Annotated in this window: 24 protein-coding genes; 6 read left to right on the top strand and 18 right to left on the bottom strand. The window is 70.1% G+C overall.

Annotated features, from left to right (window positions below):
- Positions 1-12: 12 nt before the first annotated feature.
- On the bottom strand, positions 13-918 hold the full coding sequence (locus tag FJ091_13205; protein ID MBM4384307.1) for a TIGR03564 family F420-dependent LLM class oxidoreductase: 906 nt from the start codon (positions 916-918) through the stop codon (positions 13-15).
- A gap of 114 nt (positions 919-1,032) precedes the next feature.
- On the opposite strand from FJ091_13205, the gene FJ091_13200 reads away from it, so the two are divergent.
- Together FJ091_13200 and FJ091_13195 are read left to right on the top strand one after the other, a co-directional pair.
- Complete coding sequence (locus FJ091_13200; GenBank protein ID MBM4384306.1) at positions 1,033-2,793, top strand: FAD-binding oxidoreductase; 1,761 nt, start codon at positions 1,033-1,035, stop codon at positions 2,791-2,793.
- A gap of 86 nt (positions 2,794-2,879) precedes the next feature.
- Complete coding sequence (locus FJ091_13195) at positions 2,880-4,193, top strand: SDR family oxidoreductase (protein ID MBM4384305.1); 1,314 nt, start codon at positions 2,880-2,882, stop codon at positions 4,191-4,193.
- On the opposite strand, the gene FJ091_13190 is transcribed toward FJ091_13195, so the two are convergent.
- From FJ091_13190 to FJ091_13155, 8 genes are all read right to left on the bottom strand, one after another.
- The gene (locus FJ091_13190; GenBank protein ID MBM4384304.1) at positions 4,190-4,537 is read right to left on the bottom strand and encodes a hypothetical protein; all 348 of its coding nucleotides are present in this window, start codon (positions 4,535-4,537) and stop codon (positions 4,190-4,192) included. The two genes, FJ091_13195 and FJ091_13190, sit on opposite strands and share 4 nt — an antisense overlap.
- Positions 4,534-4,803, bottom strand: coding sequence for a BrnT family toxin (locus tag FJ091_13185; GenBank protein MBM4384303.1), 270 nt, complete (start codon positions 4,801-4,803; stop codon positions 4,534-4,536). Before FJ091_13185 ends, FJ091_13190 begins: the two co-directional genes overlap by 4 nt.
- A gap of 97 nt (positions 4,804-4,900) precedes the next feature.
- Positions 4,901-6,040: an amidohydrolase gene (locus FJ091_13180; protein MBM4384302.1), complete on the bottom strand. Its 1,140-nt coding sequence runs from the start codon at positions 6,038-6,040 to the stop codon at positions 4,901-4,903.
- Positions 6,041-6,044: 4 nt separating this feature from the next.
- Positions 6,045-6,827, bottom strand: coding sequence for an alpha/beta hydrolase (locus tag FJ091_13175; protein MBM4384301.1), 783 nt, complete (start codon positions 6,825-6,827; stop codon positions 6,045-6,047).
- A gap of 83 nt (positions 6,828-6,910) precedes the next feature.
- Positions 6,911-8,185: an LLM class flavin-dependent oxidoreductase gene (locus FJ091_13170; GenBank protein MBM4384300.1), complete on the bottom strand. Its 1,275-nt coding sequence runs from the start codon at positions 8,183-8,185 to the stop codon at positions 6,911-6,913.
- 241 nt (positions 8,186-8,426) lie between these two features.
- On the bottom strand, positions 8,427-8,621 hold the full coding sequence (locus FJ091_13165) for a CDGSH iron-sulfur domain-containing protein (GenBank protein ID MBM4384299.1): 195 nt from the start codon (positions 8,619-8,621) through the stop codon (positions 8,427-8,429).
- 40 nt (positions 8,622-8,661) lie between these two features.
- Positions 8,662-9,807, bottom strand: coding sequence for an amidohydrolase family protein (locus FJ091_13160; GenBank protein MBM4384298.1), 1,146 nt, complete (start codon positions 9,805-9,807; stop codon positions 8,662-8,664).
- A 71-nt stretch (positions 9,808-9,878) separates the two neighbouring features.
- Positions 9,879-10,349 (bottom strand): M15 family metallopeptidase, encoded by a 471-nt coding sequence (locus FJ091_13155; protein ID MBM4384297.1) that lies wholly within the window; start codon positions 10,347-10,349, stop codon positions 9,879-9,881.
- A gap of 239 nt (positions 10,350-10,588) precedes the next feature.
- Between FJ091_13155 and FJ091_13150 the strand changes: the two genes are divergently transcribed.
- A complete protein-coding gene (locus FJ091_13150; GenBank protein MBM4384296.1) occupies positions 10,589-11,206 on the top strand; it encodes a hypothetical protein in 618 nt (205 codons plus the stop codon).
- A gap of 9 nt (positions 11,207-11,215) precedes the next feature.
- Here FJ091_13150 and FJ091_13145 read toward each other — a convergent pair whose 3' ends face one another.
- Complete coding sequence (locus tag FJ091_13145) at positions 11,216-11,740, bottom strand: histidine phosphatase family protein (protein ID MBM4384295.1); 525 nt, start codon at positions 11,738-11,740, stop codon at positions 11,216-11,218.
- A 16-nt stretch (positions 11,741-11,756) separates the two neighbouring features.
- A complete protein-coding gene (locus tag FJ091_13140) occupies positions 11,757-12,635 on the bottom strand; it encodes an LLM class F420-dependent oxidoreductase (protein MBM4384294.1) in 879 nt (292 codons plus the stop codon).
- A gap of 451 nt (positions 12,636-13,086) precedes the next feature.
- On the opposite strand from FJ091_13140, the gene FJ091_13135 reads away from it, so the two are divergent.
- Complete coding sequence (locus FJ091_13135; GenBank protein MBM4384293.1) at positions 13,087-13,362, top strand: hypothetical protein; 276 nt, start codon at positions 13,087-13,089, stop codon at positions 13,360-13,362.
- 31 nt (positions 13,363-13,393) lie between these two features.
- On the opposite strand, the gene FJ091_13130 is transcribed toward FJ091_13135, so the two are convergent.
- The 6 genes from FJ091_13130 to FJ091_13105 all read right to left on the bottom strand — a co-directional run bounded on the left by FJ091_13130 (position 13,394) and on the right by FJ091_13105 (position 21,911).
- Complete coding sequence (locus FJ091_13130; GenBank protein MBM4384292.1) at positions 13,394-15,130, bottom strand: amidohydrolase family protein; 1,737 nt, start codon at positions 15,128-15,130, stop codon at positions 13,394-13,396.
- A 170-nt stretch (positions 15,131-15,300) separates the two neighbouring features.
- Positions 15,301-15,672, bottom strand: a complete 372-nt coding sequence (locus tag FJ091_13125) for a Rieske 2Fe-2S domain-containing protein (GenBank protein ID MBM4384291.1) — start codon at positions 15,670-15,672, stop codon at positions 15,301-15,303.
- Positions 15,665-16,945 (bottom strand): aromatic ring-hydroxylating dioxygenase subunit alpha, encoded by a 1,281-nt coding sequence (locus FJ091_13120; protein MBM4384290.1) that lies wholly within the window; start codon positions 16,943-16,945, stop codon positions 15,665-15,667. The genes FJ091_13125 and FJ091_13120 overlap by 8 nt, the downstream gene beginning before the upstream one ends.
- Before the next feature lie 125 nt (positions 16,946-17,070).
- Positions 17,071-20,106 carry a fused MFS/spermidine synthase gene (locus tag FJ091_13115; protein ID MBM4384289.1) on the bottom strand — a complete coding sequence of 1,012 codons (3,036 nt, stop codon included), beginning with the start codon at positions 20,104-20,106 and terminating at the stop codon, positions 17,071-17,073.
- 139 nt (positions 20,107-20,245) lie between these two features.
- Positions 20,246-21,694, bottom strand: coding sequence for an amidohydrolase family protein (locus FJ091_13110; protein ID MBM4384288.1), 1,449 nt, complete (start codon positions 21,692-21,694; stop codon positions 20,246-20,248).
- 88 nt (positions 21,695-21,782) lie between these two features.
- Entirely contained in the window at positions 21,783-21,911 is a 129-nt protein-coding gene (locus tag FJ091_13105; GenBank protein MBM4384287.1) for a PEP-CTERM sorting domain-containing protein, read from the bottom strand.
- Here FJ091_13105 and FJ091_13100 point away from each other — a divergent pair.
- Positions 21,901-22,011 carry a PEP-CTERM sorting domain-containing protein gene (locus tag FJ091_13100; GenBank protein ID MBM4384286.1) on the top strand — a complete coding sequence of 37 codons (111 nt, stop codon included), beginning with the start codon at positions 21,901-21,903 and terminating at the stop codon, positions 22,009-22,011. The genes FJ091_13105 and FJ091_13100 overlap by 11 nt on opposite strands.
- 140 nt (positions 22,012-22,151) lie before the next feature.
- The gene (locus FJ091_13095; protein ID MBM4384285.1) at positions 22,152-23,606 is read left to right on the top strand and encodes a sulfatase; all 1,455 of its coding nucleotides are present in this window, start codon (positions 22,152-22,154) and stop codon (positions 23,604-23,606) included.
- A 67-nt stretch (positions 23,607-23,673) separates the two neighbouring features.
- Here FJ091_13095 and FJ091_13090 read toward each other — a convergent pair.
- On the bottom strand, positions 23,674-24,463 hold a 790-nt coding region (locus tag FJ091_13090; protein MBM4384284.1), incomplete at its 5' end, for a CoA transferase.

The raw sequence follows: 24,463 nt of genomic DNA, 5'->3' as shown, positions 1-24,463 counted from the left end.
GAGAGCTCCTTCTCAGAGTTTGCTTTGCAGGTAGTCGAGCGTGCGCGCGTCGGCGCCCGGATCGCTCGGGATGATCGACGCGACGAAATCCGTGGTGCCCGCATCGCGCATGCGCGCGAGGCCGGCGTCGAGCGCCTTCTCGTCGCCGACGAGCGCGAGGTCCGCGGGGCCCGCGAGGCCTTCGCGATCGAGCATCGCCCGATAGCTCGGAAGTTGGCCGTAGACGACGAGGTTCGTCGCCGCCCACTGCCGCGCGCCCGCGGGATCGTTCGTCAGCGCGATCGGAATGCCCGCGGCGATGCGCGGCGCCTTGCGCCCGGCGGCCCTCGCCGCGGCGTTCAGCTTCGGCGCGACGTGATTCGCGACCGTGTTCGCGCCGGTCATCCAGAGAATCGTGCCGTCGGCGAGCTGCCCGGTCGCCTCGAGCATCTTGTCCGCCATCGCCGCGACCATCACCGAAGGTGCGCTGGCGCCGATGCCGAGCGAGCCGTTCACCTGATAAACCTGCCCCGCGTACTTCACCTGCTCGCCGCGCAGCAGCGGCCCGAGCACCTCGAGGTACTCGCGCATGTGGCGCGCCGGCTTGTCGTACGACATGCCGAACATCCCCTCGATCACGATGCGGTGCGAGAGCCCGATGCCGAGCGTGAAACGCCCGCCGGCGGCTTGATTCGCGCTGAGCGCCTCCTGCGCCATCGCGAACGGGTGGCGCGGATACGTCGGCACCACCGCCGTGCCGAGCTCGATCCTCTTGGTCTCCCGCCCCATGATCGCGAGCGTGAGGATCGCGTCGAGCGAGAAGATGTTCGCCATCCACAGCGCGGGGAAGCCGCGCCGCTCGACCTCTTGGCCGCGCGCGACCAAGGTGTCGATCGTGTCGCCGGGGCCGGACGCGCCAGTCATGATGCCGATGCGCATGGGTGTCTCCTTTGGATCGCACCCCACGCTATCGCGCCTCGCCGCGTTTTCGCGCGAGGCCCTTTACGCGCACGCACTTCTCAGGCGAAGCTGAACGCCCACCCGAGGCCCGCGATGACCGACGCGAATTCGCAGCGCATCGTTCCCAACCCGCCTTCGCCGCGAGTGGAAGAGCGACTCGACGGTTGGGGCTTTGCCGACAGTGGCTTCCGCCTGGACGACGCGGGCGAAGTCGAGTTCGGAGGATCGCGCTACGCGATCGGCGGCAAGAAGATCCCGTCGCTGCTGCCGTGGGGCACCGACATCTTCGCGAGCCCGCTCGACACGCGGGATCGCAACGCGCCGCGTTACCCGACGAAGGTGCCTGAGCGCGTCGTGAACGAACCGTTCGAGCGCGCGCTCGCGGAGAAGCTCGACCCGGCGCGCATCTCGATCGATCCGAAGCAGCGCCTGCGCCACGGCCACGGCCACACGCAAGAGGACATGTGGGGCGCGAAGTGGGGCGAGTTCGCGCGCGTGCCCGACCTCGTGGTGTGGCCCACGAGCGGGGACGAAGTTCGCGTCGTGATCGAGCTCGCGCGCGCGCACCGCGCCTGCGTGATCCCGTTTGGCGGCGGCACGAACGTGACCGACGCGCTGCGCTGCCTCGAGTCCGAGAAGCGCACGATCGTGTCGCTCGACATGCGGCGCATGAATCGCGTGCTGTGGATCGACGCGGAGAACCGCACCGCGTGCATCCAAGCGGGCGCGACCGGCAGCGAGATCGAGGAAGTGCTCGGACGCCACGGCTTCACCTGCGGACACGAGCCGGACTCGATGGAGCTCTCGACGCTCGGCGGCTGGGTCGCGACCAACGCCAGCGGGATGAAGAAGAACCGCTACGGGAACATCGAGGATCTGCTGCTCTCGATCTCGGCCATAACACCTGAGGGCGGCGAGCTCGCGCGCGCGCCGTCTGCCCGCGAGAGCGTCGGCGGTGATCCGGCGCGTTGGCTGATCGGCAGCGAGGGCCGCCTCGGCGTCGTCACGAGCGCGGTCGTGAAGGTGTTCCCGAGGCCCGCGGTGCGCCGTTTCGGCTCGGTGCTGTTCAAGAGCTTCGAGCAAGGCTTCGCGTTCGTGCGCGACGTCGAACGCGCGGGCTGCAAGCCCGCGAGCATTCGGCTGATGGACAACCTCCAGTTCCAGTTCGGCCAAGCGGTGAAGCCCGCGAAGACCGGCGCCGCGGCGCTGATGAGCCGCATCGAGAAGGCCTTCGTGCTCGGCGTGAAGGGCTTCGACGCGAATCAGATGGTCGCGTGCACGCTGCTGTTCGAGGGCACGGAGCAAGAAGTCTCGGCGCAGGAACGCGGCGTCTACGCGCTCGCGAAGCAGCATCGCGGGATGAAGGCGGGCGCGGAGAACGGCAAGCGCGGCTACGAGCTCACCTTCGCGATCGCCTACATCCGCGACTTCATCATGCAGCACTGGGTCGTCGCCGAGTCGTTCGAGACGACCGTGCCGTGGAGCCAGGTGCTGAGCGTCGTGAACGGCGTGAAGCGGCGCGTCAGCGAAGAGCACGCGGCGCGGAAGCTGCCCGGCAAGCCGTTCATCTCGGTGCGCGTGACGCAGCTCTACGAAGCGGGCGCGTGCCTCTACTTCTACTTCGCCTTCTACTACAAGGGCGTGGAGCACCCGAGCGAAGTGTTCGCCGAGCTCGAGCGCGCGGCGCGCGACGAGATCCTGAAGAACGGCGGCTCGCTCTCGCACCACCACGGCATCGGCAAGCTGCGCGCGAGCTTCCTGCCGCGCGTGTTCACGCCCGCCGCGCTCGCTTGGCGCGAGCGCATGAAGCACGCGTTCGACCCCGAGAACGTTCTTGGAAGTGGCAATGGATAGTGCGGGAGGCTTCTGGAGCTCCGTGAGTCGGCCTCCTGCAGAGTTGCTTGGTTGGGGTTCTGCCCCTTGGGCCGGGGCTTCGTTCCGTGAGTGATTCCGCGTCGCACGTCGTGCTGCTTACGGGCGCAACGGGGTTCGTCGGGAAGGTCGTGCTCGAGGAGCTGATGCGGCGCCGCGCGGAGCTCGGCGTCGGGCGTGTCCTCGCGCTCGTGCGGGCGAGCGATCCGGAGCATGCGGATGCGCGGCTGCGCGGGGACGTGGTGACCAGCGCGTGCTTTGCGGCGCACGAGCCCGGCTGGGAGAAGTGCGTCGAGGCAATCGCGGGCGACCTGACGAAGCCGGGGCTCGGCCTCGCTGCCGGAGTGCGCGATCGCGTCGCGAACGAAGTCACGCACGTGATTCACTGCGCGGCATCGGTGGAGTTCAACCTGCCGCTCGCCGAGGCGACCGCGGTGAACACGACGGGCGCGCTCGAAGCGCTCGGCATCGCGCGCGAATGCCGGCGGCTCGCTTCGTTCGTCGACGTGTCGACCGCATACGTGACCGCACACCCGAAGCCCGTGCGCGGCGAGTTGTTACGGGTGGAGGAGAAGCTCGCGCCGCTGCCGCGCGACCCGGCGTCCAAGTATGCGGACATCCTCGCGGGCCGCGTGGCGCCTGCGCGCCTGCTCGGCGAGACGGGCCACCCCAACACGTACACGCTCACCAAGTGCATCGCCGAGCACCTCGTCGCGCGGCGCGGCGAGCAGCTGCCGGTGACGCTGCTGCGCCCGAGCATCGTGTCCGCGAGCGAGCGCACGCCGTCGCCCGGCTGGATCGACAGCGGCGCCGCGTTTGCCGCGTTCGTGATCGGCCTCGCGACCGGCCGGTTGCGCGTGGTCGCGGGCGACCTCGCCGCGCGGCTCGACGTCGTGCCGTGCGACGCCGTCGCGCACCGCATCGTCGAGGCGGCGTTCGCGCCGCCCGCGCGCGGCGAGCTGCGCATCCGTCACGCAGTGGCGGGCCTGACAGGTGCGCTGCAAATCCAGCTCTGCCGCGAGCGCATCACCGCGTTCTTCGAGGCCAACCCCGTGCGCGGCTCGGGCGTGAACATTCGCTACGTCGGCAACCCCGGCGTCCCGTTCGCGCTCGCCGAGCTCGCGTACCACGAGCTTCCCGCCGCGAAGGACCTCGTGCTCGCGAAGCTCTCGCGCAAGCCCGCGCTCGTGAAAGCCGCGCGCGCCGGAGCCGAACGGCTGCGCGCGGTGAATCGCGACTTCACGTACTTCACCCACGCCACGTTCGACTTCCAGAGCAGCGTGCCGCTCGCGCCGGCGCTCGATCCGGCGAACTACCTCGACGTCGTGTGCGAAGGCGTGAGCCGGAACCTGCTGAGCCGAAGACGCGGCAGGAGCAGTTAGGTCGCGCGCTTCTTCGTGCGCTTGCGCGCGGGGGGATTCTTCTTGGCGGCAGCGCGGCGGCTCCGAACGCCTTCCACCCACTTCAGGTACGCGGGATTCATCGTCCGAGGAGCGTTCAAGACCGCGCGCATCTCTTCCGTGAGGCCATCCGGGTGGTTTTCCGCGTACTCGCGCAGTGCATGGCGGAGGAGGTCGTCATAGTTCCCGCCGCTGTTCTCGTCGACGCGCTTGCCGAACCACTCCAGAACGTCGTCGTCGATGGTGATCCGAATCTGCTTCGTGTTCCGCGGCGGGAGGTACATCGGACCACGAAATGCGTTCTTCCAGTCGCGCTTGGGTCTCATCTTCGAGTCGCCTCGTAGGTTCTCCGCTCGCGGCGCGTTGCGCGCCTTGCGGAGATGAGTCGCCGGCGATCACCGCGCCAGGTGTACACGACCATGAGAATGCGGCCCAGGCCGTCCGATCCAATCGCCGACCACCTCGCCTCGCCGATCCACTCACTCGGCAACAGCAGCAGGTGGACGTCAGCGAAGACGGTCTCCGCGTGCCGGAACTCCACTCCGTGCTTGCGCGTGTTCTCGTCCGCCTTGGCGGGATCCCACTCGACCATCCTGCGACGCTCGTCCGGGGTCGTGCGGATCCACCACGGCAAAGATCGTCAAAACGCGCCGAACTGCGACGGGATCCGGCTTCGAGCGAGCTCGCGCTCACTTCCCTGCGAACAGCTTGCGCGCGTTCTCGCCGAGCACGAGGCGACGCCGCTTCTCGGAGAGCCCAGCGACCGCGGCGCGAATCTCCTGCGGCGCCGCCACGTGCGCGTCGATGTGCGGGTAGTCGCTGCCCCAGAGCACGTGCTCTTCGCCTAACAAGTCGCAGGTCGCGTCGATGCCGCGCTCGCTCGGATCGCAGCACACCCACACGTTCTCGCGGAAGTAATCGCTCGGCGCGCGCTTCATGAAGGGCGAGCCGAAGCGCGCGTACTTCTCGTCGAGGCGGTCCATGACGTATCCCGCCCAGCCGCCGCCCGCCTCGACGACGAACGCCTTGAGGCGCGGGAAGCGATCGAAGAGGCCATCGCACACGATCGACGAGATCGCCGGAATCAGCTGATACGTGCCCCCGAGGCCGAAGCCGAACACGGCGTTGAACTCGCCCGCTTCGCGCGAGTACCACTGCGAGACGCCGCCGAGCGAGCGATTGAAACGCACGATCACGTGCAGGCAGAACGGCAGGCCCGCTTCCTCGAGCAAAGCCCACACCGGGTCGAAGTCGGGATGCGACGGCCGCTTCCCTGCCACCGGCTCCGGCGCGACGAACATGCCCTTGAAGCCGGCGCGCAGGCAGCGCTCGAGCTCCTCGCGCGCGAGCGTCGCGTCGTAGAGCGGCACGTGCGCGATCGGCCAGAGACGCTCGCGCGCGGGCGCGACGAAGTCCGCCTGCCAGCGGTTGTACGCGCGCGCCCACGCCATCGCGAGCTCGGGATCGCGCTGCTTGTCCCACAGGATCCCGATCGTCGGGAACACGACGCCGGCGCTCACGCCCCAGTCAGTCATTAGGGCGAGCCGCGCGCTCGTGTCGAAGCTCGCGCGCGGCGCAGTGTCCGTGTACTTGAGCGTCGGCGTCGCGAAGACGCTGGGCGCGTCGTGATCCGCGCCGCCGAGGCCCGCGAGGCCCATCGGCATCAGCACCTCGCCGTCGGCCACCAGCTGCTCGGTGCCGCCTGGCCCCGGCACGATGCGAATCGCGCGCTCGCGGTAGCGCGCCTCGAGGTATCGCTCCCAGAGATCGGGCGGCTCGAGCACGTGCGAGTCGGCGTCGACGAGGAACTCCGGCGTCGCAGAGCTCACCGCGTCACCCGAGATGCTTCGCGATCGCGTCCGCCACCGCGCGCGGCTGCTCGAGCGTGAGCATATGGCCCGCGCCCGCGACGCGCGCGATCTCGCTGCCGGCGATCAAGCGTTGCCACGCTTCCGCGTACACGGGCGGAATCAGGCGATCCTCGTCGCCCCAACAAATCAGCGTCTTCGCGCTCACGCGATACGCGCGCTTGCTGAAGCGGCGGTTCGGCACGGGGAAGAGGATCTTGCCCGCTGTGCCGAGACGGCGTGCGTTGCCGACCATGAAATTCTTCAGCGCGTCGTTGTTACTGAGATCGAGGCCCGCGGTGAGCAGCTTCTCGCCCGCCTTCGCGTCGGCGAACAAGTACCGCGGCAGCTCGAACGGCGTCATCGCGAACATGTCCGGGATCGGGTGCGCATCGAGCCACACGCCGGCGGGCGCGAGCAGCGCGAGCTTCTCGACCGCAGCGTTGTTCAGCGCCGCCATCTCCGCGGCGATCATGCCGCCCATCGAGTGCCCGACGAGCACGGGCCGCTCGATCCCCAATGCCTCGACCACGTCCCAGCCGTGCAGCGCGAAGTCGAGCATGTCCTCGAGCGCGTCTTCGCCGGGCTCGGCGCCGAAACCGGGCCACACCGGCGCGAACACGTGGAAGCGCTCGGCGAGCGCGTCGAGCAGCGTTTCCTGAGGAAGCAGCCCGCCCGCACCGTGAAGGAACACGAGCGGCGCGCCGCGCCCTGCTTCGCGCACACGGCACTTGATGCCGCGGCGCGTTTCGATCGTGCGTTCGGACATCTCATCTCCCTCTCGTTCGGCCCGCCGCAAGCGAAGCGCGCAGCGAGGCGAAGCCGAGCGAAGTCAATGCGGCAGCGCTCCGCTCAGCTGTTACGGCTCGTGTGCGCCCGCGCATCGCGCTCCGCGCCCGGGAACGTGTCCTCGGGCCGCACGCGCGCGTCGTACGGCTTGCACCACCAACGGTTGTCGTTCTTCCACTCGGGCCACAAGTCCTTGAGGTGCGGCATCACCTTCTCCGCAAACAGGCGCGTCGACCTCCGCGTCTTCCAATCCGGCATGTTGCCCGACTGGAACAAGCAGAAGATGTGGCCGACGTGCAGGCGCTTGATCATGTCCTCGCAGCGCTCGCGCACGGTCGCGGGGCTGCCCGCGATCACGAAGCCGCGCTCGACGAGGTCCTTCCACGTGAGCGTCGCGTAGACGCGCTGCGCCTCGGCGCGCAGCTGATCGAGCTTGCCGCCCTGGATCGTCTTGATCGTGCGGTAGCCCGGCGGATCGCTGAAACCCGGGTAGACGTGCAGGCAGCGGTTGAAGAAGTAGAGGATGTGCTCTGCGTAGAGCTCCTCGGCTTCTTGGTCGGTGTCGGCCACCGCCATCACCTGCGCAAACGCGCCGCGGTAGGGCGACTCGTCCTTGCCGAGCTTTCCGACTTCCTCGAAGAAGCCTTCGAGCATCGCCTGGCCGGCGATGTAGCCGCCGAACGAGAGGTAGGAGTAGTTGTAGTCCATGCGCGCGCACCACTCCCAGGTTTCGACGCTGCCGCCGCCGGGGATGTAGATCGGCGGATGCGGCTCCTGGATCGGGCGCGGCCAGAGGTTCACGTGGCGCAGCTGCGTGTACTTGCCGTCGAACGCGAACGGCTCGCGCTCGCGCCACGCGCGCATGATCAGGTCGTGCGCCTCGTAGTACTTGTCTCGTGTCAGGGCGGGGATCTGCCCATAACAGAAGTTCGTGTCCATCGGCGTGCCGACGGGGAAGCCGGCGAGCAGGCGGCCGCCGCTGATCACGTCGAGCATCGCGAACTCTTCCGCGACGCGGATCGGCGGGTTGTAGAGCGCGATCGAGTTGCCGATCACCGCGATCGCCGCGCGCGAGGTCCGGCGCGCGAGCGCGGCGGCGATGATGTTCGGCGAAGGCATCAGGCCGTAGCCGTTCTGGTGATGCTCGTTGCAGCCGATGCCGTCGAAGCCGAGCGAGTCCGCGTACTCGAGCTGGTCGAGGTACTCGTGGTAGACGCGGTTACCCTCGCGCGGGTCGTACATCGAGTTCGGCAGATCGACCCACACCGAGCGGTGCTTCTCGCGGAAGCCGTCGGGCAGATGCGGCCAGGGCATCAGGTTGAACCACGTGAACTTCATGGCGTCACCTCCGTCGTCGCCCACGCTATCGCGAGTTACGCGATGGATCGGGGACGTTCTCCCCTAGCCCCGCGCGCGGGCGTGGCGCGCCGCCGGTGTTACGCAACTCGCGCGCAATTCGCGCGCCCTTCACTGTGAGGCGCACCGCTCCCGTTCGCCCTCGGCTGGCTGGCGCTCTTCCTGAATCGCCTGCTCGCGGCGTGAAAGCGCGACAGCGACCACAGCGTGCGAGCGACGACTCCTAGCCGCAGGTGAGCTCGGCGCCAGGACCCTCGAACTTCACCTTGCGATGCGCGCCGTCGCAGAACGGCTTGTTCGCGCTCTGCCCGCAGCGGCACAGATACAGCGGCCCCGTCTTCGTCTCTCCGCCCGCGATCGCGACGGCCTCCGTGGTGTCGAGCACGATCGGGCCGTTTTGAATCACCTTGATCTTCATCGCGTTCTCCTCGTGTCTGAAGCCATCCCTCGCGCGCACCTCACGAAGCGCGCATCCCCATCATCTCCGCGTAGTTCGCGGCGTAGAACTTCGCCTTCGCGTTCTCCGAGACTGCCGGCATCGAGCCCTCGAAGCGCGCGAGCGGATCGCGGCCGCCTTCGGGATGCGGGTAGTCGCTCGAAAACAAGAACAGCTCCTCGCCCGCCTGCTCGATCAGCCAGCCCACGGGCTCCGTCGCGAATGGCGTGAACTTGAGCTGGCGTCGCACATAATCACTCGCCTTCAGCGGCAGACGCAGCGCGGGCTCCGTCTTCGAGAACGTCTGCTGCGCGATGTCGAGGCGCTTCAGCCACGCGGGCACCCACAGCGCGCCCTGCTCGATGCAGCCTCCGCGCAGGCGCGGGAACTGCTCGAAGATGCCGTCGAGCACGAGGCACGAGAGGAACGTCTCGGGCGGGTTGTGGATCGTCATGAAGTCTTTGCTGCGGATGTTCTCGCCGCCGCCGAGGAAGTCCGTGGTCTTCGGTTTGCCGTTGTTGTGGAACGCGCGATGCAGCGGCCGGCCGCCGCCGCCGATGTGCGACATGAACGGGATGCCGGTCTCTTCGAGCAGCGCCCAGAACGGGTGGTAGTCGGGGTGCGTCGGTGAGAGCTTCCCCATCGGGTGCGAGGGCACGAGGATCGCGCCGCAACCGAGGCGAATCGCTTCGCGCGCCTCGTCGAGCACGCGCTGCGGATCGCCCCACGGCACGAAGCCCACCGCAACGAGGCGTGGATCGTGCTCGCAGAACTCCGCCATCGCGCGATTGTGCGCGCGCGTGCCGCCGTACGTGAGGTCGAGGTCGTCGCCGAGGAACTGTGTCGCGGCGAACGTGCTGAACACGAGCTGCGAGCCGAACCCCAATAGGTCGAGCGCGCGACTGCGCTCGTGAGGGTCGAACGCGCCGAGCGCGCCCCAACCCTTCGGCCCCATCAGGTCGTCTTCGAGCTTGCGCGCCGCCTCCGCGTCGCCGCGCCGGCGCGCCGCTTCCTCCACGGCTTTGTCCGCGAGCGCGCCCGCGCCGCCGAGGTAGAGCGGCCGGATCTTCTCGCGCACGCCGGGGTCGGCGTACCTAACAAGCCAGTCGCCTAGCTCCATGATGTGCGAGTCGGCGTCGTAGAACGTGCGGCCGGTGGCGTAGGGCATGGCGGGGCTCCCTCGAACCGAGTTCGTAGCCCGTCCGCGCGCGCTCGCCTACGTAGGACGAACAGAAGCCCTCATGCCGGATACTTCGACAGCGGAAGCTCGTAGTGAGGCCCGTCGAGGAAAGCTCGCTTCCACGCCTTCCTCCTCCGCGCCGCGTAGTCGGTGCAGAGGTCCTCTGGATCGTCCTGCGATCCCGTGAAGTCGATGTCCCAAGCAGCGCCCCACCGCAGGGGCGTCCCTAACTCCTTCGCCGCTTGGCGGACGGCCGTGGCGATTCGATGGATCGGCTCCCACTCCCATCGGAGCTTGCCGTTCACGAGCGGAACCAAATCGACGGCGTGTCCGGAGAGGTGACGTGAGTCGAGCGTCTTGCTCGCGCCTGACTCGACCAGCTTCTTCTGTTCCTCGAAGGTTCGCTTCCCATCGTGGACTGCAAATTCCTGCACCGTCAGTTCCACCGCGCGCGTCACGACGGCGACGAGATCCGGGTGCACTCCCTTCAACTCCTCCGCGGACCTTGCATCCAGCTTGAACTCGCCCATGCACACTCCTTCGGGCTTCGACATCCGGTCTGGCTAGGCGCGGCCCTCGAACGCGGAGCTTCCTCTCCGCACCCGAATGAACGCCATGAAGCACTTCACACCCGCCGCTCAGCCGACCTCCCTTCGCGCGCGCAACCGGTAGCGGCGACGCAACCAGACGGCGCAACCCGGCGTACGAATCTGCGCCGGGTCAAGGCTCGTCCGATCCCGACCGAAGCATCAGAACTCGGGAGGTCGCCATGAAGCGCCACGTCCTCGCAACCCTCTCCGTGCTCGCCATGACGCTCCTCGCGGGCTGCTCCTCCGCGCCGAGTCGCCCCGCGGAGTACATGCCGCCGCGCCTCGACCTCGCGCAGTACCGCGTGCTCGGCATCGCGGAGCTCGCTTCCCCTAACAGCTCGAAGCTCGGCGCCGAAGCCACGCAAGAGCTGCTCGCCGCGATTCACGACGCGCAGCCCGGCACGCCCGTGCTCGAGCTCGGCCCGCAGCCGAAGCTCGATCCTGCGGCGGTTCGGACACTTGCGGCGCGTGAGAAGGTCGACGCGATCTGGGTCGGCGAAGTCACCGAAGCCGCGAGCAAGCCGCGCCTGTCGGTCGACGCGCTCTACGCGGCGGGCGCCATCGCCTCCGAGCGCAAGGCGAAGCTGAGCGTGCGGCTGCTCGACGGCGCCACCGGCGCGACGGTGTGGAGCGCGTGGTCGGAGCGCACCATTCCGGTTGTTACGGCGTCGGGCTCACTGCGCGACGGCCTCTCGCAGCTGAACACACACCCCGCGGACGAAGCGCGCGCGATTCTCGTGCGCGACCTCGTCAACGACGTGACGGTAGATCTGCGGCCGAGGTGGGTGACGCGGTAGCGGCTCCCGTCAGCCGGTCTGCACCTCACACCACTCCGCATTCCCGAGCGGCTGCTGCGGCACGAGCATGCGCGCGATGCCGCGGTGCGTGACGACCAGCACGCGCGCGGCGGCGTGGCGCGTCCGCAGCGCAGCGAGCGCTTCGCGCGCGCGGGCGCGCAGCATCGCGTCGGACTCGCCGCCGCCGGGGCGCACGTGCTCCTCGTGCGCTCGGAAGTGCGCGTACTCGTCCGGCCAGCGCGCCTCGATCTCCCCGCGCGTGAAACCCGTCCACGCGCCGATGTCGCGCTCGCGCCAGAGAGTGTCGTGCTCGATCGCGAGACACAGCTCCGCCGCCACGATCGCGGCCGTCTCCGCAGCGCGGCGCAGATCGCTCGCGACGATGGACTCGACGCGCAGCGCCGCCAGCTTCGCCGCGGCGGCGCGCGCCTGTTCGCGGCCGAGCGCGGAGAGCGGCGGATCGCCGTGGCCCTGCCAGCGCCCGAGCGCGTTCCACTCCGACTGCGCGTGCCGTAACAAGTAGATCGCGCTCACGCTCGACCGCCGCCCCTCACAGCTTCGCGGCAGCAGCGACGAGCGGCAGCGCGCGATCGAGCTTGCGTGCGAGATCGTCCTGAGAACGCGCGGCGACCGAGACGATCAGCTGATCGACCCCGAGCTCCGCAAAGCGCGCGGCCGTCTCCTCGTTCAGCGGCTCGCGCCAGTTCGGCGTGGCGTAGATGCGCACGTCGCTGCGCTTGCGGCCCGCGCGCGAGAGCCGCGCGTCGAGCGCGGCGAGGCGATCCTTCGCCGTCGCGGGCGTGAGGTTGAAGCCGTACCAGCCGTCCCCCACTTCCGCGACGCGCGCGAGCGCGGCATCGCTCTCGCCGCCGAAGAGCACCGGCGGGTTCGGCTGCTGCACGGGCTTCGGGAACTGGCGGCAGGGCGCGAGCTCGTAGAACTCGTCCTTGTACTGCGAGATCTCGTCGCGCCAGAGCGCGCGCATCACGCCGACGTACGAACGCGTGCGATCGCCGCGGCGGTCCCACGGCACGCCGAGCGACGCGAACTCCTCGCGCAGCCAGCCCACGCCCACGCCGAGCTCGACCCGCCCGCCGGACAACCAGTCGAGCGAAGCGACCGACTTCGCCGTGTACACGGGATTGCGCTGCGGCACGAGCAGCACGCCCGTGCCGAGCCGCAGGCGCTTCGTCGCGCTGGCGAGAAACGAGAGCGCCACGAACGGCTCGAGCGGCCCGCTGGTGGGCCCGCCGCCGATGCGTCCGTCTTCGGAGTACGGGTACCTCGACGCGTACTCGTCGAACAACACGACGTGCTCCGGCGCCCAGTACGAGTGAAAGCCGCGCTCCTCCACCGCCGCGCCGAGCGCGTGCACGTATTCGGGCGTGCCGACCGGGTTGCTGATGGGCGCGATGACGCCGATGCGCATGAGGTGCCTCCGCACGCGAGGGAATCGCGGCGAGCGGCCCGGTGCAAGGAGGAGCCCGATCGATCGTAGAACGAGAGCCTCTTCGTGCGACTGCGCGTTCGAGGAGCGCCTGCATGGAGTGCTCGAATGAATGGCGGACCGACCTCGAATCGCCCGTGGCTCTTCCCTCTCGAGCTCGCGGCCTTCGCCGCGATCTTCGTCTTCGACGAGTGGCTCCCCGTCTCCAAGACGCCTTTCTTCTTCGCCGTCGCGTGCATCTCGCTCCGGCTGCGCGGCGTGACGTGGCGCTCGATCGGCTGCACGGCGCCCCGTTCCTGGGCGCGCGCGCTCGCGCTCGGCGCGGTCGCCGGCGTCGCGATGTGGGCGCTCGAGTTCTTCGTGACCCAGGAGCTGCTCGTCGCGCTCAAGCTCGATCTTCGCGTGGGGATTCCTGCCGCCGCTCGAGGCGTTCATGGTCTCGAACCTGTTCCACAGCCTGCAGTACTTCACGATCGTGTGGTGGACCGAACGCGAGAGCTTGCGCGGCGTGCTGCATCTGCCCGACGCGCGCGCGGGCCGCGCCGCGACGTTCGTGTTCTTCGCGCTGCTGATCGCGTGCGCCGGCTTCTTCCACGCCAGCGTCGGCCTCGATTCCTGGCGCTGGCTCGTGCCCGTCCCGATGGTGATTTCCCTAATGCATTTCTGGTGGGACGGCTTCGTGTGGTCGGTACGCCGACGCGAAGTTTGAGACATGCACTCTTTGATGCGAGCACGCACCTCTAGGCGCGAGCACCTCGCACGAGTCGCCCAGGTAGCTCGCCGGTGTGCACGCCTTCGCGGAACGTGACCGCGCCCGCGACGATCGTGGCGTCGTATCCCCGCGCGCGCTGAATCAAGCGCCTCGCGTTCGCGGGCAGGTCGTGGGCGACCTCGGGGAGCGCGAGCTCGAGGCGCGCGAAGTCGATCACGTTCGCGTCGGCGCGCTTGCCGGGCGCGAGCACGGCGCGGTCGCGCAGGCCGTAGAGGTGCGCCGTGTCGCGCGTCATCTTGCGCACGACCCACTCGATCGGGAGGCGCGGCCCGCGCGCGCGGTCGCGCGCCCAGTGGCTGAGCAGGAACGTCGTCATCGACGCGTCGCAGATCGCGCCGCAGTGCGCGCCGCCGTCGCCGAGGCCGAACGCGCTGTCGGGATGCTCCAGCATTTCGCGCAGCGCTTCGAGGTCGCCCGCGTGGTAGCTGAGGATCGCGAGCATCAAGAGCTGGCGGCCGTCGAGCTCGAGCATCTGGTCGTAGAGCACGTCGTACGGGTCGCGGCCCTCGCGCTGCGCGATCGCCAGGATCGACTTCTCAGGGCCCGGCTCGTAGTCCGGCGGATCGCCGAGGGGGAAGATCTTGTGCAGCCCCGTCGCGATCAGCTGGTTCACCATCGCGATCCCGGGCACGCCGTCCTGCGGCGGCGACTCTGCGAGGATACGCCGCTTCACCTCGGGATCGCGCAGTCGCGCGACGCGCTCGGGGAGCGGTAGGTGCGCGAGGCGCTTGTACGTGGGGCGATGCGAGAACGGGTGGAACGTCTGGTGCCCGATCAGCAGCATCGTGGGCCGCGAGCCGACCTGAGGTGTTAGGGACGAGCCGGCCTCATTCGCCTCGCGACACAGCGCGAGCACGCGCCGGAACTGCGCGGGCTCCACCTCGTGCTGCGAGAGCGCGAACGAAACCGGCCGCCCCGTCTCGCGCGAGATGCGCCGCATCCACGCCACTTCCTTCTCGGGCGCCGCGAGGTCCTCGCCCATCACGCCCGCGGGCGCGAGCTCGATGATCCCCTGCGCAAGCTTCCCGAGCTCGCGACAGATGCCGAAGATCTCGTCCTCGCTGGCGTGCGTGCCCGGCACCACCTCGCCGTCGATCGCGCGGTGCATCAGCGTGCGCGACATCGAGAAGCCGAGCGCGCCGGCGGCGATCGCCTCGCGCACGATCTCCGCCATCGCGCGCACGTCCTCGGCGTTCGCGGGCTCGTTCTTCGCGCCGCGCTCGCCCATCACGTACGCGCGCACCGCGCCGTGCGGCACCTGCGTGCCGACGTCGAGCGCGAAACGCCGACGCCCCAATGCATCGAGGAACTGCGGGAAGGTCTCCCACTCCCACGCAATGCCCTCGTGCAGCGCCGTGCCCGGGATGTCCTCCACGCCCTCCATCAGCCCGATCAGGAAGTCCTGCTTGCCCGGCCTGACCGGCGCGAAGCCGACGCCGCAGTTCCCCATCACGAGCGTCGTCACGCCGTGCCAGCACGAGGGCGTGAGCAGCGGATCCCAGGTCGCCTGCCCGTCGTAGTGCGTGTGAATGTCGACGAAGCCCGGCGTCACGAGCTTCCCGCGCGCGTCGATCTCCTCGCGCCCGCGAGTTGTTACGGAGCCGATCGCGGTGATCACGCCGCCATCGATCGCGACGTCCGCTTCGCGCGGCGCGGCGCCGGTGCCGTCGATCACGGTGCCGGAGCGGAGGATGAGATCGTGCATGGGGTTACCTCTGCGGTCCCCCGACTCTATCGCCGGTTGCTCTTCGGCTTCAGCTTCTCTCGGACTCTTCGCTCGAACTCGTGCCTCTTGGGGAGAGCAACAACGTCGGCCTTCAGGGCGGGCGGAATCGAGGGGCAGTCGTGCGGGCAGTTGCGGACGACGCAGGGATCTCAGCGGTCCTCCGTCGGTCGCCTAGCCATCGCCAAAGCCACCTCCACCCCGCCCTCCGCGCAGACGCGCACCGGGTACGTCTCGACTCCGCGCCGAATCGGCAACCGCACGGGGCGCCCGTCGCGCACGTCGAGGCGGCCGCCGTGGTGCGGGCACTCGAGCACGCAGCCGTCGAGCACGGCGCCGGCCATCGAGACGCGCACGTGCGGGCAGGAGTCCTCGATCACGTAGGGCGTGCCGGCCGCGTTGCAGAGCAAGAGCTTGCGCGAGCGCAGCTCGAACGGGCGCGTCGCGCCGTGCGGCGGCAGCTCGACGGGAACTCGATGCCACGCGACCTCGCACGGCACCGGGCGCGACTCGCCATCAGCCAACGCGGCCCTCGAGGTACTTCATCAGCGTGTCGTGGTGATGGAGGATGCGCACTTCCTGCGTGCACAGGTGCAGCGCCTTGAAGGCGGCGCTGTTCATGCCCTGCTGGATGCGCGGGAGGTTGTAGAGGTCCTCGTCCATCAGCTCGCCGCCGCCGCACTTGCCCGTGAGCGTCTCGCCCTTCGCGGCGTCGAGGTGGAGCGTCTCGGGACGCGGGACGTTCTGCGACGGAGCGTTCAGCAGGTCCCAGAAGTCGAAGAGCATCTTGTTGGGGTCGGTCGGATGCGGCCGGTGCGTGAACACCCACACGAACATCGAGTGCGTGTTGAACGTGACGTTGGGGAAGATCGTGTAGTGGAAGTCGTCGCACATCTGCGACTCGTTCAGCTGCGAGAAGTCCGCCCCTAACAAGGGGCCGAGCTTGCGAATCGCCTCGGCGTAGGCCGCGCGCGCTTCTCGCTCGCCGCCGCGGAAGCTCTCGACATCGACGCCGACGCGCTTCAGGAAGTTGTCCTTGATCCCCTGCGTCACGGTGCCCGCGCCCGTATGGCGCAGGCTCGCCTGCACCTCGGGGAAGATCATGCGCGTGTGCTTGTCGTAACAGTCGTAGACGGTGCGCACGTCGTCGGTGAACTCGGTCGTCCACGCGTGCGTCGCCGAGAGGTGATAGGCCTCGTTGAACGCGTCGACGCAGGTCTTCCAGTTGCAGTCGATCGCGATCGTGCAGTGAAACTGGATCTTCCAGCTCGCGAAGCCGTAGGGATCGAGGTGCTCGGGGATGACGCCGAGGTAGTCGCGCAGCGGCGCCGCGTTCGGATCGAGGCACACGAACACGAAGCCCGCCCAGGTTTCGCAGCGCACGGGCGCGAGCGAGAGCTTCTCTGCGGGGACGCCCTGCTTGAAGCAGTGCGGGTCGAGCGCGGCGACGAGCTTGCCGTCGATGCCGTAGCGCCAGCCGTGGAAGAGGCACGAGAACTCTTCCGCGTGGCCGCGGCCCGGCTCGCGCAGGCGATTGCCGCGGTGCATGCACACGTTGTAACGCGCGGCGAGCGAGCCATCGCGCTGCCTGACGACCAGCACCGACTCGGGGCCGATCTCGAACGTGAAGTAGTCGCCCGGCTTCGCTGCGTCCTGCTCGCGGCCCGCGAGCAGCCAAACGCGAGTCCACATGCGCTCCCACTCCCGCCGAGCGAACTCGGCGCTCGTGTAGCGCTCCTTCGGAATCGGCACGTATTCGAGGGCCGGCTCCGGCTGCTTCTCCATCGGCGTGGGCATCGCGTTAACCTCCGTCCACGCGGAAGTTTCCACAGCGATCGCACGCTCGCGTCCCCGGCCTTTTGGGGTCTGGCACGGATTGGCCTGGCGCGGATTGGCCGCTTCGCCCGCCGAGGCGGCTCGCGTCAGCGCCAGGGCACCCGGGCCGCACGGTCCAGGTAGGCCATCACGCGCTCCCGGGCGCCCATCAGCTCCGGCGCGCCGCTCGGCAGCGTGCGGGCGAGCGCCTCGATGCGCGCGGCCTCGTGCGCGGTGAGCGGGGGCGAGGCCTTGTCGCTCGCGATCCGCAGGAGCGGAGCGGCGCGGCGCACGGGGTCGCGATCTTCGAGTTCGGCGAGGAGAAGGCGCGCCGGCGTGTTGCCCGTGGTCGTGACGAACAGGCCCGCGAGCAGCGCGCGCGCTTCTGCCCGCTCGGCGTCGCCTCCCGCGTTCACGCGCCACGTCGCGCGCAGCAGCGTCGCATCCGGCGTGAAGGGGTCGCCGCCCGTGAGCGCGGCGAGCGCGGCGTCGAGAGCGCGCAGCGCGGCGAGATCGCCGCGGTCGGACGCAGCTAGCGCCTCCGTAACAACTCGCTCGCCGTCTGACGGGTCGGCGCCCGCGAGCAGCGGCGCGAGCTTCGCGGAATCGCCGAAGCGGCGCTGCATGCGCAGCGCGAGCGAGCGTGCGAGCGGCTCGCCCGCGTTCGTTGCGAGCGCCTGCGCGAGGCGGTTCTCGGCGACGTGCTGCCGGCCGCGCATGAGTGCGATGCGCGCCGCGATCCCCTGCTCCGCCGCCGCGTCGCCGCCGTGCGGCAGCAGCGCTCCGATGCGCGCGAGCGCGCCCTGCTCGGCAGCGCGAGCAACGAGCGCGGTCGCCGCGGCGCCGCGCACCTGCCGCAGCGGCGCGAGCCGAGCGAGAGCCTCCGACGGTTGCTGCTGCAGCGACGTACCGCCGGCGACGACCGCCGGCGAGCGCATTTGCAGCAGGTTGCGGTCGTCCGTAATGACCGCGGCGCCGCGCGAAAACTCTTCTGCCCCGGCCTCGTCGAGGCGCAGCCAGAGCTCGGCGTGCGCGGCCGACATCACGCCGAGGCGCGCCATCACTTCCGCATCGCGCGCGAGCAGCGCCGGCACGCTCTGCTCGGCGCTCGCGAGCGGCTCGTTCGAGGCGACGAACAGCAGCGCGCCGTACGGGTCGTATACGCGCACGTTCGGCCACACCGCGCGCACCGTCGCGACGATCGAGCGAAGCAGCGTCTCGTCGACGAAGCCGGGCCCCATCCACTGCACGAACACGCCGCGACTCGTGAGGCGCGAGCGCACGAGCTCGAAGAACTCGCGCGTGTAGAGGTGGCTCGCGCCCGCGGTCCACGGGTGCGAGGCCTGCGCGACGATCGCGTCGAAGCGCAAGCCCGAGAGGAGCAGCGCGCTGCGCGCATCGTTCTCGTAGAGGCGCACGCGCGGGTCTGCGAGGGGATCGACGGCGCGATGCGGCGAGAGCGCGCGATTCGCGGCGACGACTTCGGGCTCGAGCTCGATCACGTGGACGTCGCGAACCGTGCGCGGGATGCCCTCGACGGAGAGGCCGCCGCCGAGGCCGACGACGGCGATGCTCTCGGCCTCGGGTCTCACGAGCGAGGCCAGGCCGCCGATCCAGCGCGCCGAGGCGCCCATGTCGAAGTCGGCCTCGCTGCTGACGACGAGCGACTCGGGGAGGCCGTTGGTGCGCACGCGATAGCGGCCGATCTCGTCGCGCGTGACGAGCACGCTCGAGCTCTCGCCCACGGCCGAGAACACGACGGGGAAGATCTCGCCGTGCGCTTCGAGCGGCGTCGCGTGGAGCAGGTGCACGGGCTCGCGCGGCGGCAGCAGCGCGAGCGCGACGAAGCCGAGCGAGGCGAGCGCTCCCGCCAGCCGCAGGCGCGAATCCCCTAACAACGAAGCGGCCAGCGCGAGGAGGAGGCTCGTCGCGACGCAGGCCGTCACGACGCCGGTGAAGCCGAGCGCGGGCAGCGCGAAGTAGGCGGCGCCGAGCGCGCCGGCGATCGAGCCCGCCGTGTTCCACGCGTAGACGCGCGCGCTCGCTGCGGAGGCGTCGGCCGCGCCGCCGGCGTGGACGCGCACCGCGAGCGGGTAGGTCGCGCCGATGCAGAGCGCGGCAGGCAATAACAACGCGAACCCGGCCGCGGCGTTCGGCAGCAGCGCGACGTTCGTGCCGAGCCATGCCGGCAGCGAGTCCACGAGCGTGAACGCGGCGAGCGAGAGCGCGGCGATGCCGAGCTGCGCGAACGCGAAACCGGCGCGAGCCTGCGCGGGCGTACGCGCAAAGCGTGCGGCGAGCGCGGAGCCGAGCGCGATGCCGAGCAGGAAGCTCCCGAGCATCGTCGCGAAGGCGTACACGCTCGCGCCGAGGCGGTGCGAGAGCAGGCGCGTCCACAGCACTTCGTACGAGAACGAGACGGCGCCGGAGAGCAGGATCAAGGGGAGGATCCAGCGCGCGCCCTGCGCTGCGGCTGCGGTGCCGGGCGCGCTGCTCTCGGGAAGCGGCGCGATGCGCGCGAGCAGCGCCGCGATCACGAACACGCCGGCGTTCAGCGCCACCGCCACCCAGACCGTGCCGCGCAAGCCGAGCGCGTCGAGCAGCACGAACGCGGTCGTCAGGGTGCCGAGCACCGCGCCGGCGGTGTTGATCGCGTAGAGCCACGCGATGCGCGGGCCGAGCTCCGCATCGCTACGGACGGCGTGGCGCGCGAGCAGCGGCAGCGTCGCGCCCATGAACAGCGTCGGGACCATCAGGATCGCGAACGAGGTGGCGAGGTAGAACAGCGAGATCGCTCCGCCGCGCGCGTCGGGCAAGCCTGGCTGCTCGCCGAACCATGCGAGCAAGAGCGCCGTCGCGCCCTGCACGAGCAGCGGCACCGCGAGCGCCGCCAGCGCGATGCCGAGCTCGAGCAGGCCGTACGCAAGAACGGGGCGCCGTACGCGCGGCGCGAGCCGCCCGGCGAGCGCAGCGCCCACTGCGAGCCCCGCCATGTAGGCCGCCAGCACGGTCGCGATCGCCAGCTCGGAGGTGCCGAACACGAACGCGAACTCGCGAGTCCACGCGGTCTGATAGACGAGCGCAGCGAAGCCCGAGAGCAGAAAGCACAGCGCGAGCACGGGGAAGGAGAAGTCGCGGCGCATCGGGGATTGAGGTGACTCGCGGCGGGTGGCGGAGGAAGCGCCCCGGAGCAGGGACGTTCCGCAAGTAAGTAAAGAAACCCAGCTTTACTTTCTTGCGGAACGTCCCCGGTTGCCGACCCCGGTGCACCCGCCCCCGACGTCAGGGGCGAGGCGCGTCCTCGTTCCAGAGAAGGTGGCCCGCGCGCCAGGTGCCGGTGACGAGATCTGCGTGCAAGTTGCGTCTCGCTTCGCTCCAGGGCACGCGCAGCAGGCACAGGTCCGCGGGCGCACCCGGCGCGAGAGGCGGCGGGGCGCTGCCGGGAGCTTCGAGCGGGGCTGTGAAGAGCGCGAGCGCCTCTTCGGGCGTGAGCGCCTCCGCGCTGCCGAGCGCGGCGCCGCCCGCAGTGCGGCGTTCGCAGGCGGCCCGCATCGCGCGCCAGGGGTCGGGCTCGGCGTACGGTGCGTCGCTCCCAGCGGCGAGCGGAGTTCGCTGCGCGAGAAAGACGCGGGCGCGGTAGAGCCAGGCGCGGTCCGTGGGGTCGACATCGTCCAGATAGGTGTCGCCGCGCTCGAGCACGAAGCTCGGCTGCGTCACGACCGTGAGGCCGAGCCGCGCGATTTCGCGCACGGCCTCCGGCGGCGCGACCGAGGCGTGCTCGATGCGATCGCCGCGCAGCACGCGAGCCTCGGCGAGCGCGGCGAGCGCGAAGTGCAGCTCGACGCGCGTCACGCAGTGAACGGCCACCGTGCGCCGGCGCGCGTGCGCCGCGGCGATGCGTGCGACGAGCGAGCCGAGGTCTGGCAGCGCGCGCTCGTCGAGCAGCAGCTTGAGGGCGCCCGTCGACAGCTCCGGCGTCGCGAGGACGGGCAACGACTCGTCTCCCATCACGAGCACACGCTGCGCGAGATCGCCCGCTCGCTGAGCGTCGGCGATGGCCGCGAGAGCCGAGGCGCCGTTGTCGGCGCCCGCGTCCGTCACGCCGGTGACTCCACAGCGCGCGTAGTGCTGCGACAGCGCGCGCAGCGCCGGCTCCAGAGCCTTGCGCGGCGAGGAGCTCGCGCTGGGCGCCGACTCCGCGATGCGCGCGCGAAGCCACGCATCGAGACGAAACAGGCGCCCCGTCGCGCGCCCTACCGCATCGCGCTCGACTCCCGGCGCGTCGACTCCGGCGTCGAGGCCGAGCATCGCGATCGCGGCGCTGTTCAGCACCCACAGCGCGCCGGTGCGGTGCTGCACGCGCACGGGCCGCGCGTCCTCGATGCGGTCGAGCGCGAGGCGATCGAGCGCGCCCGCGACGGCCTCGTGGTACCCGACGCCGCGCAGCCAGCCGCCGTCGCCCGCGCGCGCTGCCGAGATCGCCGCAGCCAGAGCTGGCGCGTCGCGCACGTGGGGAGGCCCGCAGCGAACCGAGCCGAGAGCGGCGGCAGTGGCGAACAGATGCGCATGGTGGTCGTTCAGCCCGGGGAGCAGCGCACCGCCGCTCGCTTCGATGACGTGCTCAGCGGCGAGCGCGGCAAGCCGCCGCGCGATCTCCGCGATGCGGCCGGCGGCAGGATCGACGCGCACGTCGCAGTGCGCGCCATCGACTTGGCAGCCGCGAATCAACATCCGAGCAGGCCCCGCAAAAGTGAAGAGGCGGCCACTCTCGCGAGTGACCGCCTCTCACTTTGGATCAGGCGTGATCGCCTAGCAGGCCCTAGCGGAGCTTGCGGCGACCCACGAGCACGAGGCCCGCCACGCCAGCACCGAGCAGCATCAGCGTGCCCGGCTCCGGCGTCGCGGCGTACGTGAGCTTCAGGAACGTCGGCGAGGCGGTGTCGCCCACGTTCCTCATCCTCACCTACGCGCCGGAGCCGGGCACGCTGATGCTCCTCGGTGCGGGCATCGCCGGCCTGGTGGCCGTCGGCCGCCGCAAGCTGAAGTAGCCCGAGGCGAGCTGCGGCTCGCTCTCGAACTCGAAACCCGAGGCGGTCACTCGCGAGAGTGGCCGCCTCGTGGTTTTTGGGGTGCGAGCTCGTCACCTCACCCGGCGCTCGGCGACTCACGCCGGAGCTGGGAGGCCCCTGTGCTGCGCCGTCTGATCGATTCGCCTTGGACCTACTTCGCGCTCGCGGGGCTGCTCGTGCTCGGCACTCTCGTCTGGATGTTCGACATCCGCGGCGCTTCGCGGCACGTGGGCACGATCGAGAGCGACCTCGCGAAGCTGCGCGAGCGGCAGGACGTGAACGTCGTGTTCGTGCTGATCGACACGCTCCGTGCCGATCGCCTCTCGAGCTACGGCTATGCGCGCGAGACGAGCCCGAACATGGACGTGATCGCCGACAACGGCGTGCGCTTCGCGCGCGCGCAGTCGCAGTCGAGCTGGACGAAGTGCTCGATGGCGTCGCTGTGGACCGGCCTGTTTCCGCAGCGCTCCGGCGTGACCCGCTTCGATCACGCGCTGCCGGACTCCGCGGTGATGCCGGCGGAGCTCTTCTCGAAGGCTGGCTACACGACCGCGGGCATCTTCCGAAACGGCTGGGTGTCCTCGAACTTCGGCTTTCAGCAGGGCTTCGACCTGTACCTCAAGCCGATGCCGCGTACCGACGCGGCGCACGTCGAGCGCAAGGGCCGCACCGAGGCGCAGCTCGCAGGCACCGACGAGGACGTGACGCTCTCCGCGATCGAGTTCCTCAAGACCAACCAGCGCGAGAAGTTCCTGCTCTACCTCCATTACATGGACGTGCACCAGTACGTCTACGACGACGCGGCCGCGGAGCAGAAGTTCGGCGACGCGACGATCGCGAACGTCTACGACCGCTCGATCCACTGGACCGATCGAAACATCGCGGCGCTGATCTCGACGCTCGACACGCTCGACCTCAGCAAGCGCACGATCGTCGTCATCGCGGCCGACCACGGCGAGGCCTTCGGCGAGCACGGCCGCGAGGGCCACGCGACGGACATCCATCAGGAAGTCGTCCACGTTCCGCTGATGTTCCAGCTGCCATTCCGCGTCGAGGGCGGACTCGTGGTCGACTCGCTCGTTCGCAACGTCGACATCTGGCCGACGCTGCTCGATCTCGTGGGATTGCCGGCGCTGCCCGATACCGACGGCATCTCGCTCGTGCCGATGATGCAGGCTGCCGCGCGCGGCGAGGTCGTGGAGGCGCCTCCTGCGCACGCCTACATCGATCAGGTGTGGGGCCAGATCGAGATGGAGCCGAAGCCGCTCGTCGGAGTTCAGCGCGACACGCAGCGCGTGATCTACAGCAAGGCGAAGGCGAACGAGACGCTGCAGGTGTACGACCTCGCGACCGATCCGGGTGAGCGGCGCAACCTGCGCAAGAACCCGCCCGCGTGGTCGGAAGAGCTCCGCACTCAGCTCGATGAGTCGTTTGCGTGGCGCAAGGCGCCCTGGGGCGAGGGCGCGTCGGTCGAGCTCGACGAGATGGAGCTGAACCAGCTTCGCGCGCTCGGCTACGTCGTCGGCGAGGGCCAGGTGGGCCAAGACCGCGTGAAAGAGATCGAGAAGAAGTAAGCGCGCCGCGCAGCCCTGCGGCCGTCGCGAATCGGGTCTGAGCCCTCGCGCGACAGCGCCGGCAACATCACGGAGTCGCAAGCTCGCGCAGCAGCTCCGCGGTGTGCGCGCCGAGCGGCGCCGCGCGCTCGCGTTCGCACGCGAGCACGCGTGGTGGAAGCGGTTCGAGCCCGCGCGCGAGCGATGCGCCGAGGCGCGGGCCCTGCGCGAGCGACCACGCCGCGCAGCGCGCGAGCGCGACGTCGAGCAGCGCGCCCTCGCCCGCGCGCCAGCAGCGCAGCGCCGCGAGGGCTCCGCCGAGACCCGCGAGCGGATCGGCGATCGCATCGCCGACGAACAGCGGCGCACCTTCCGGCACGCACCAGCAGAGCCCGGCTGCCGCGGCTGCGTCGTCGCCGAACGCGACCCAGTCCGCCTGCGGCGCCGCTCTCCCGTATCCGGTGATCGAGAGCCAGACGCGCCCGGGGCGCGCGCGCGTCCAGCTCTCCGCGCGGATGCCGAGCTGCAGGAGCGCGCGCGGGCGCGAGCCCTCGATCACGATGTCTGCGCTCTCGAGCAGCGCCGCGAGGCGGCGCCGATCGCTCGCGGTGTGAAAGTCGAGTGCGACGCTCCGCTTGCCGGAGTTGAGGAGATCGAAGAAGCGCGCGTTGCCCGCACGCGCTCCGTCGGGACGCCGCGCGCTCTCGACCTTCGTCACCCGCGCGCCCGCGAGCCCTAACAACCTCCCCGCCAGCGGACCCGCCCACAGGCTTGCGAGCTCGACGACTCGGGGCGCGGCGAGCGCGCGAGGCGCGGCGCTGGGGCCGGCCACCGCGACTTCCCACGCGCGCGGCGGCGCGGTGGGCGCCGGCGGATCC

The sequence above is a fragment of the Deltaproteobacteria bacterium genome (genome assembly GCA_016875395.1).
GTDB lineage: Bacteria > Myxococcota_A > UBA9160 > UBA9160 > UBA6930 > VGRF01.
Note: the sequence above shows the minus strand (reverse complement) of the source record. Positions and strands in the feature narration are given on the sequence as shown.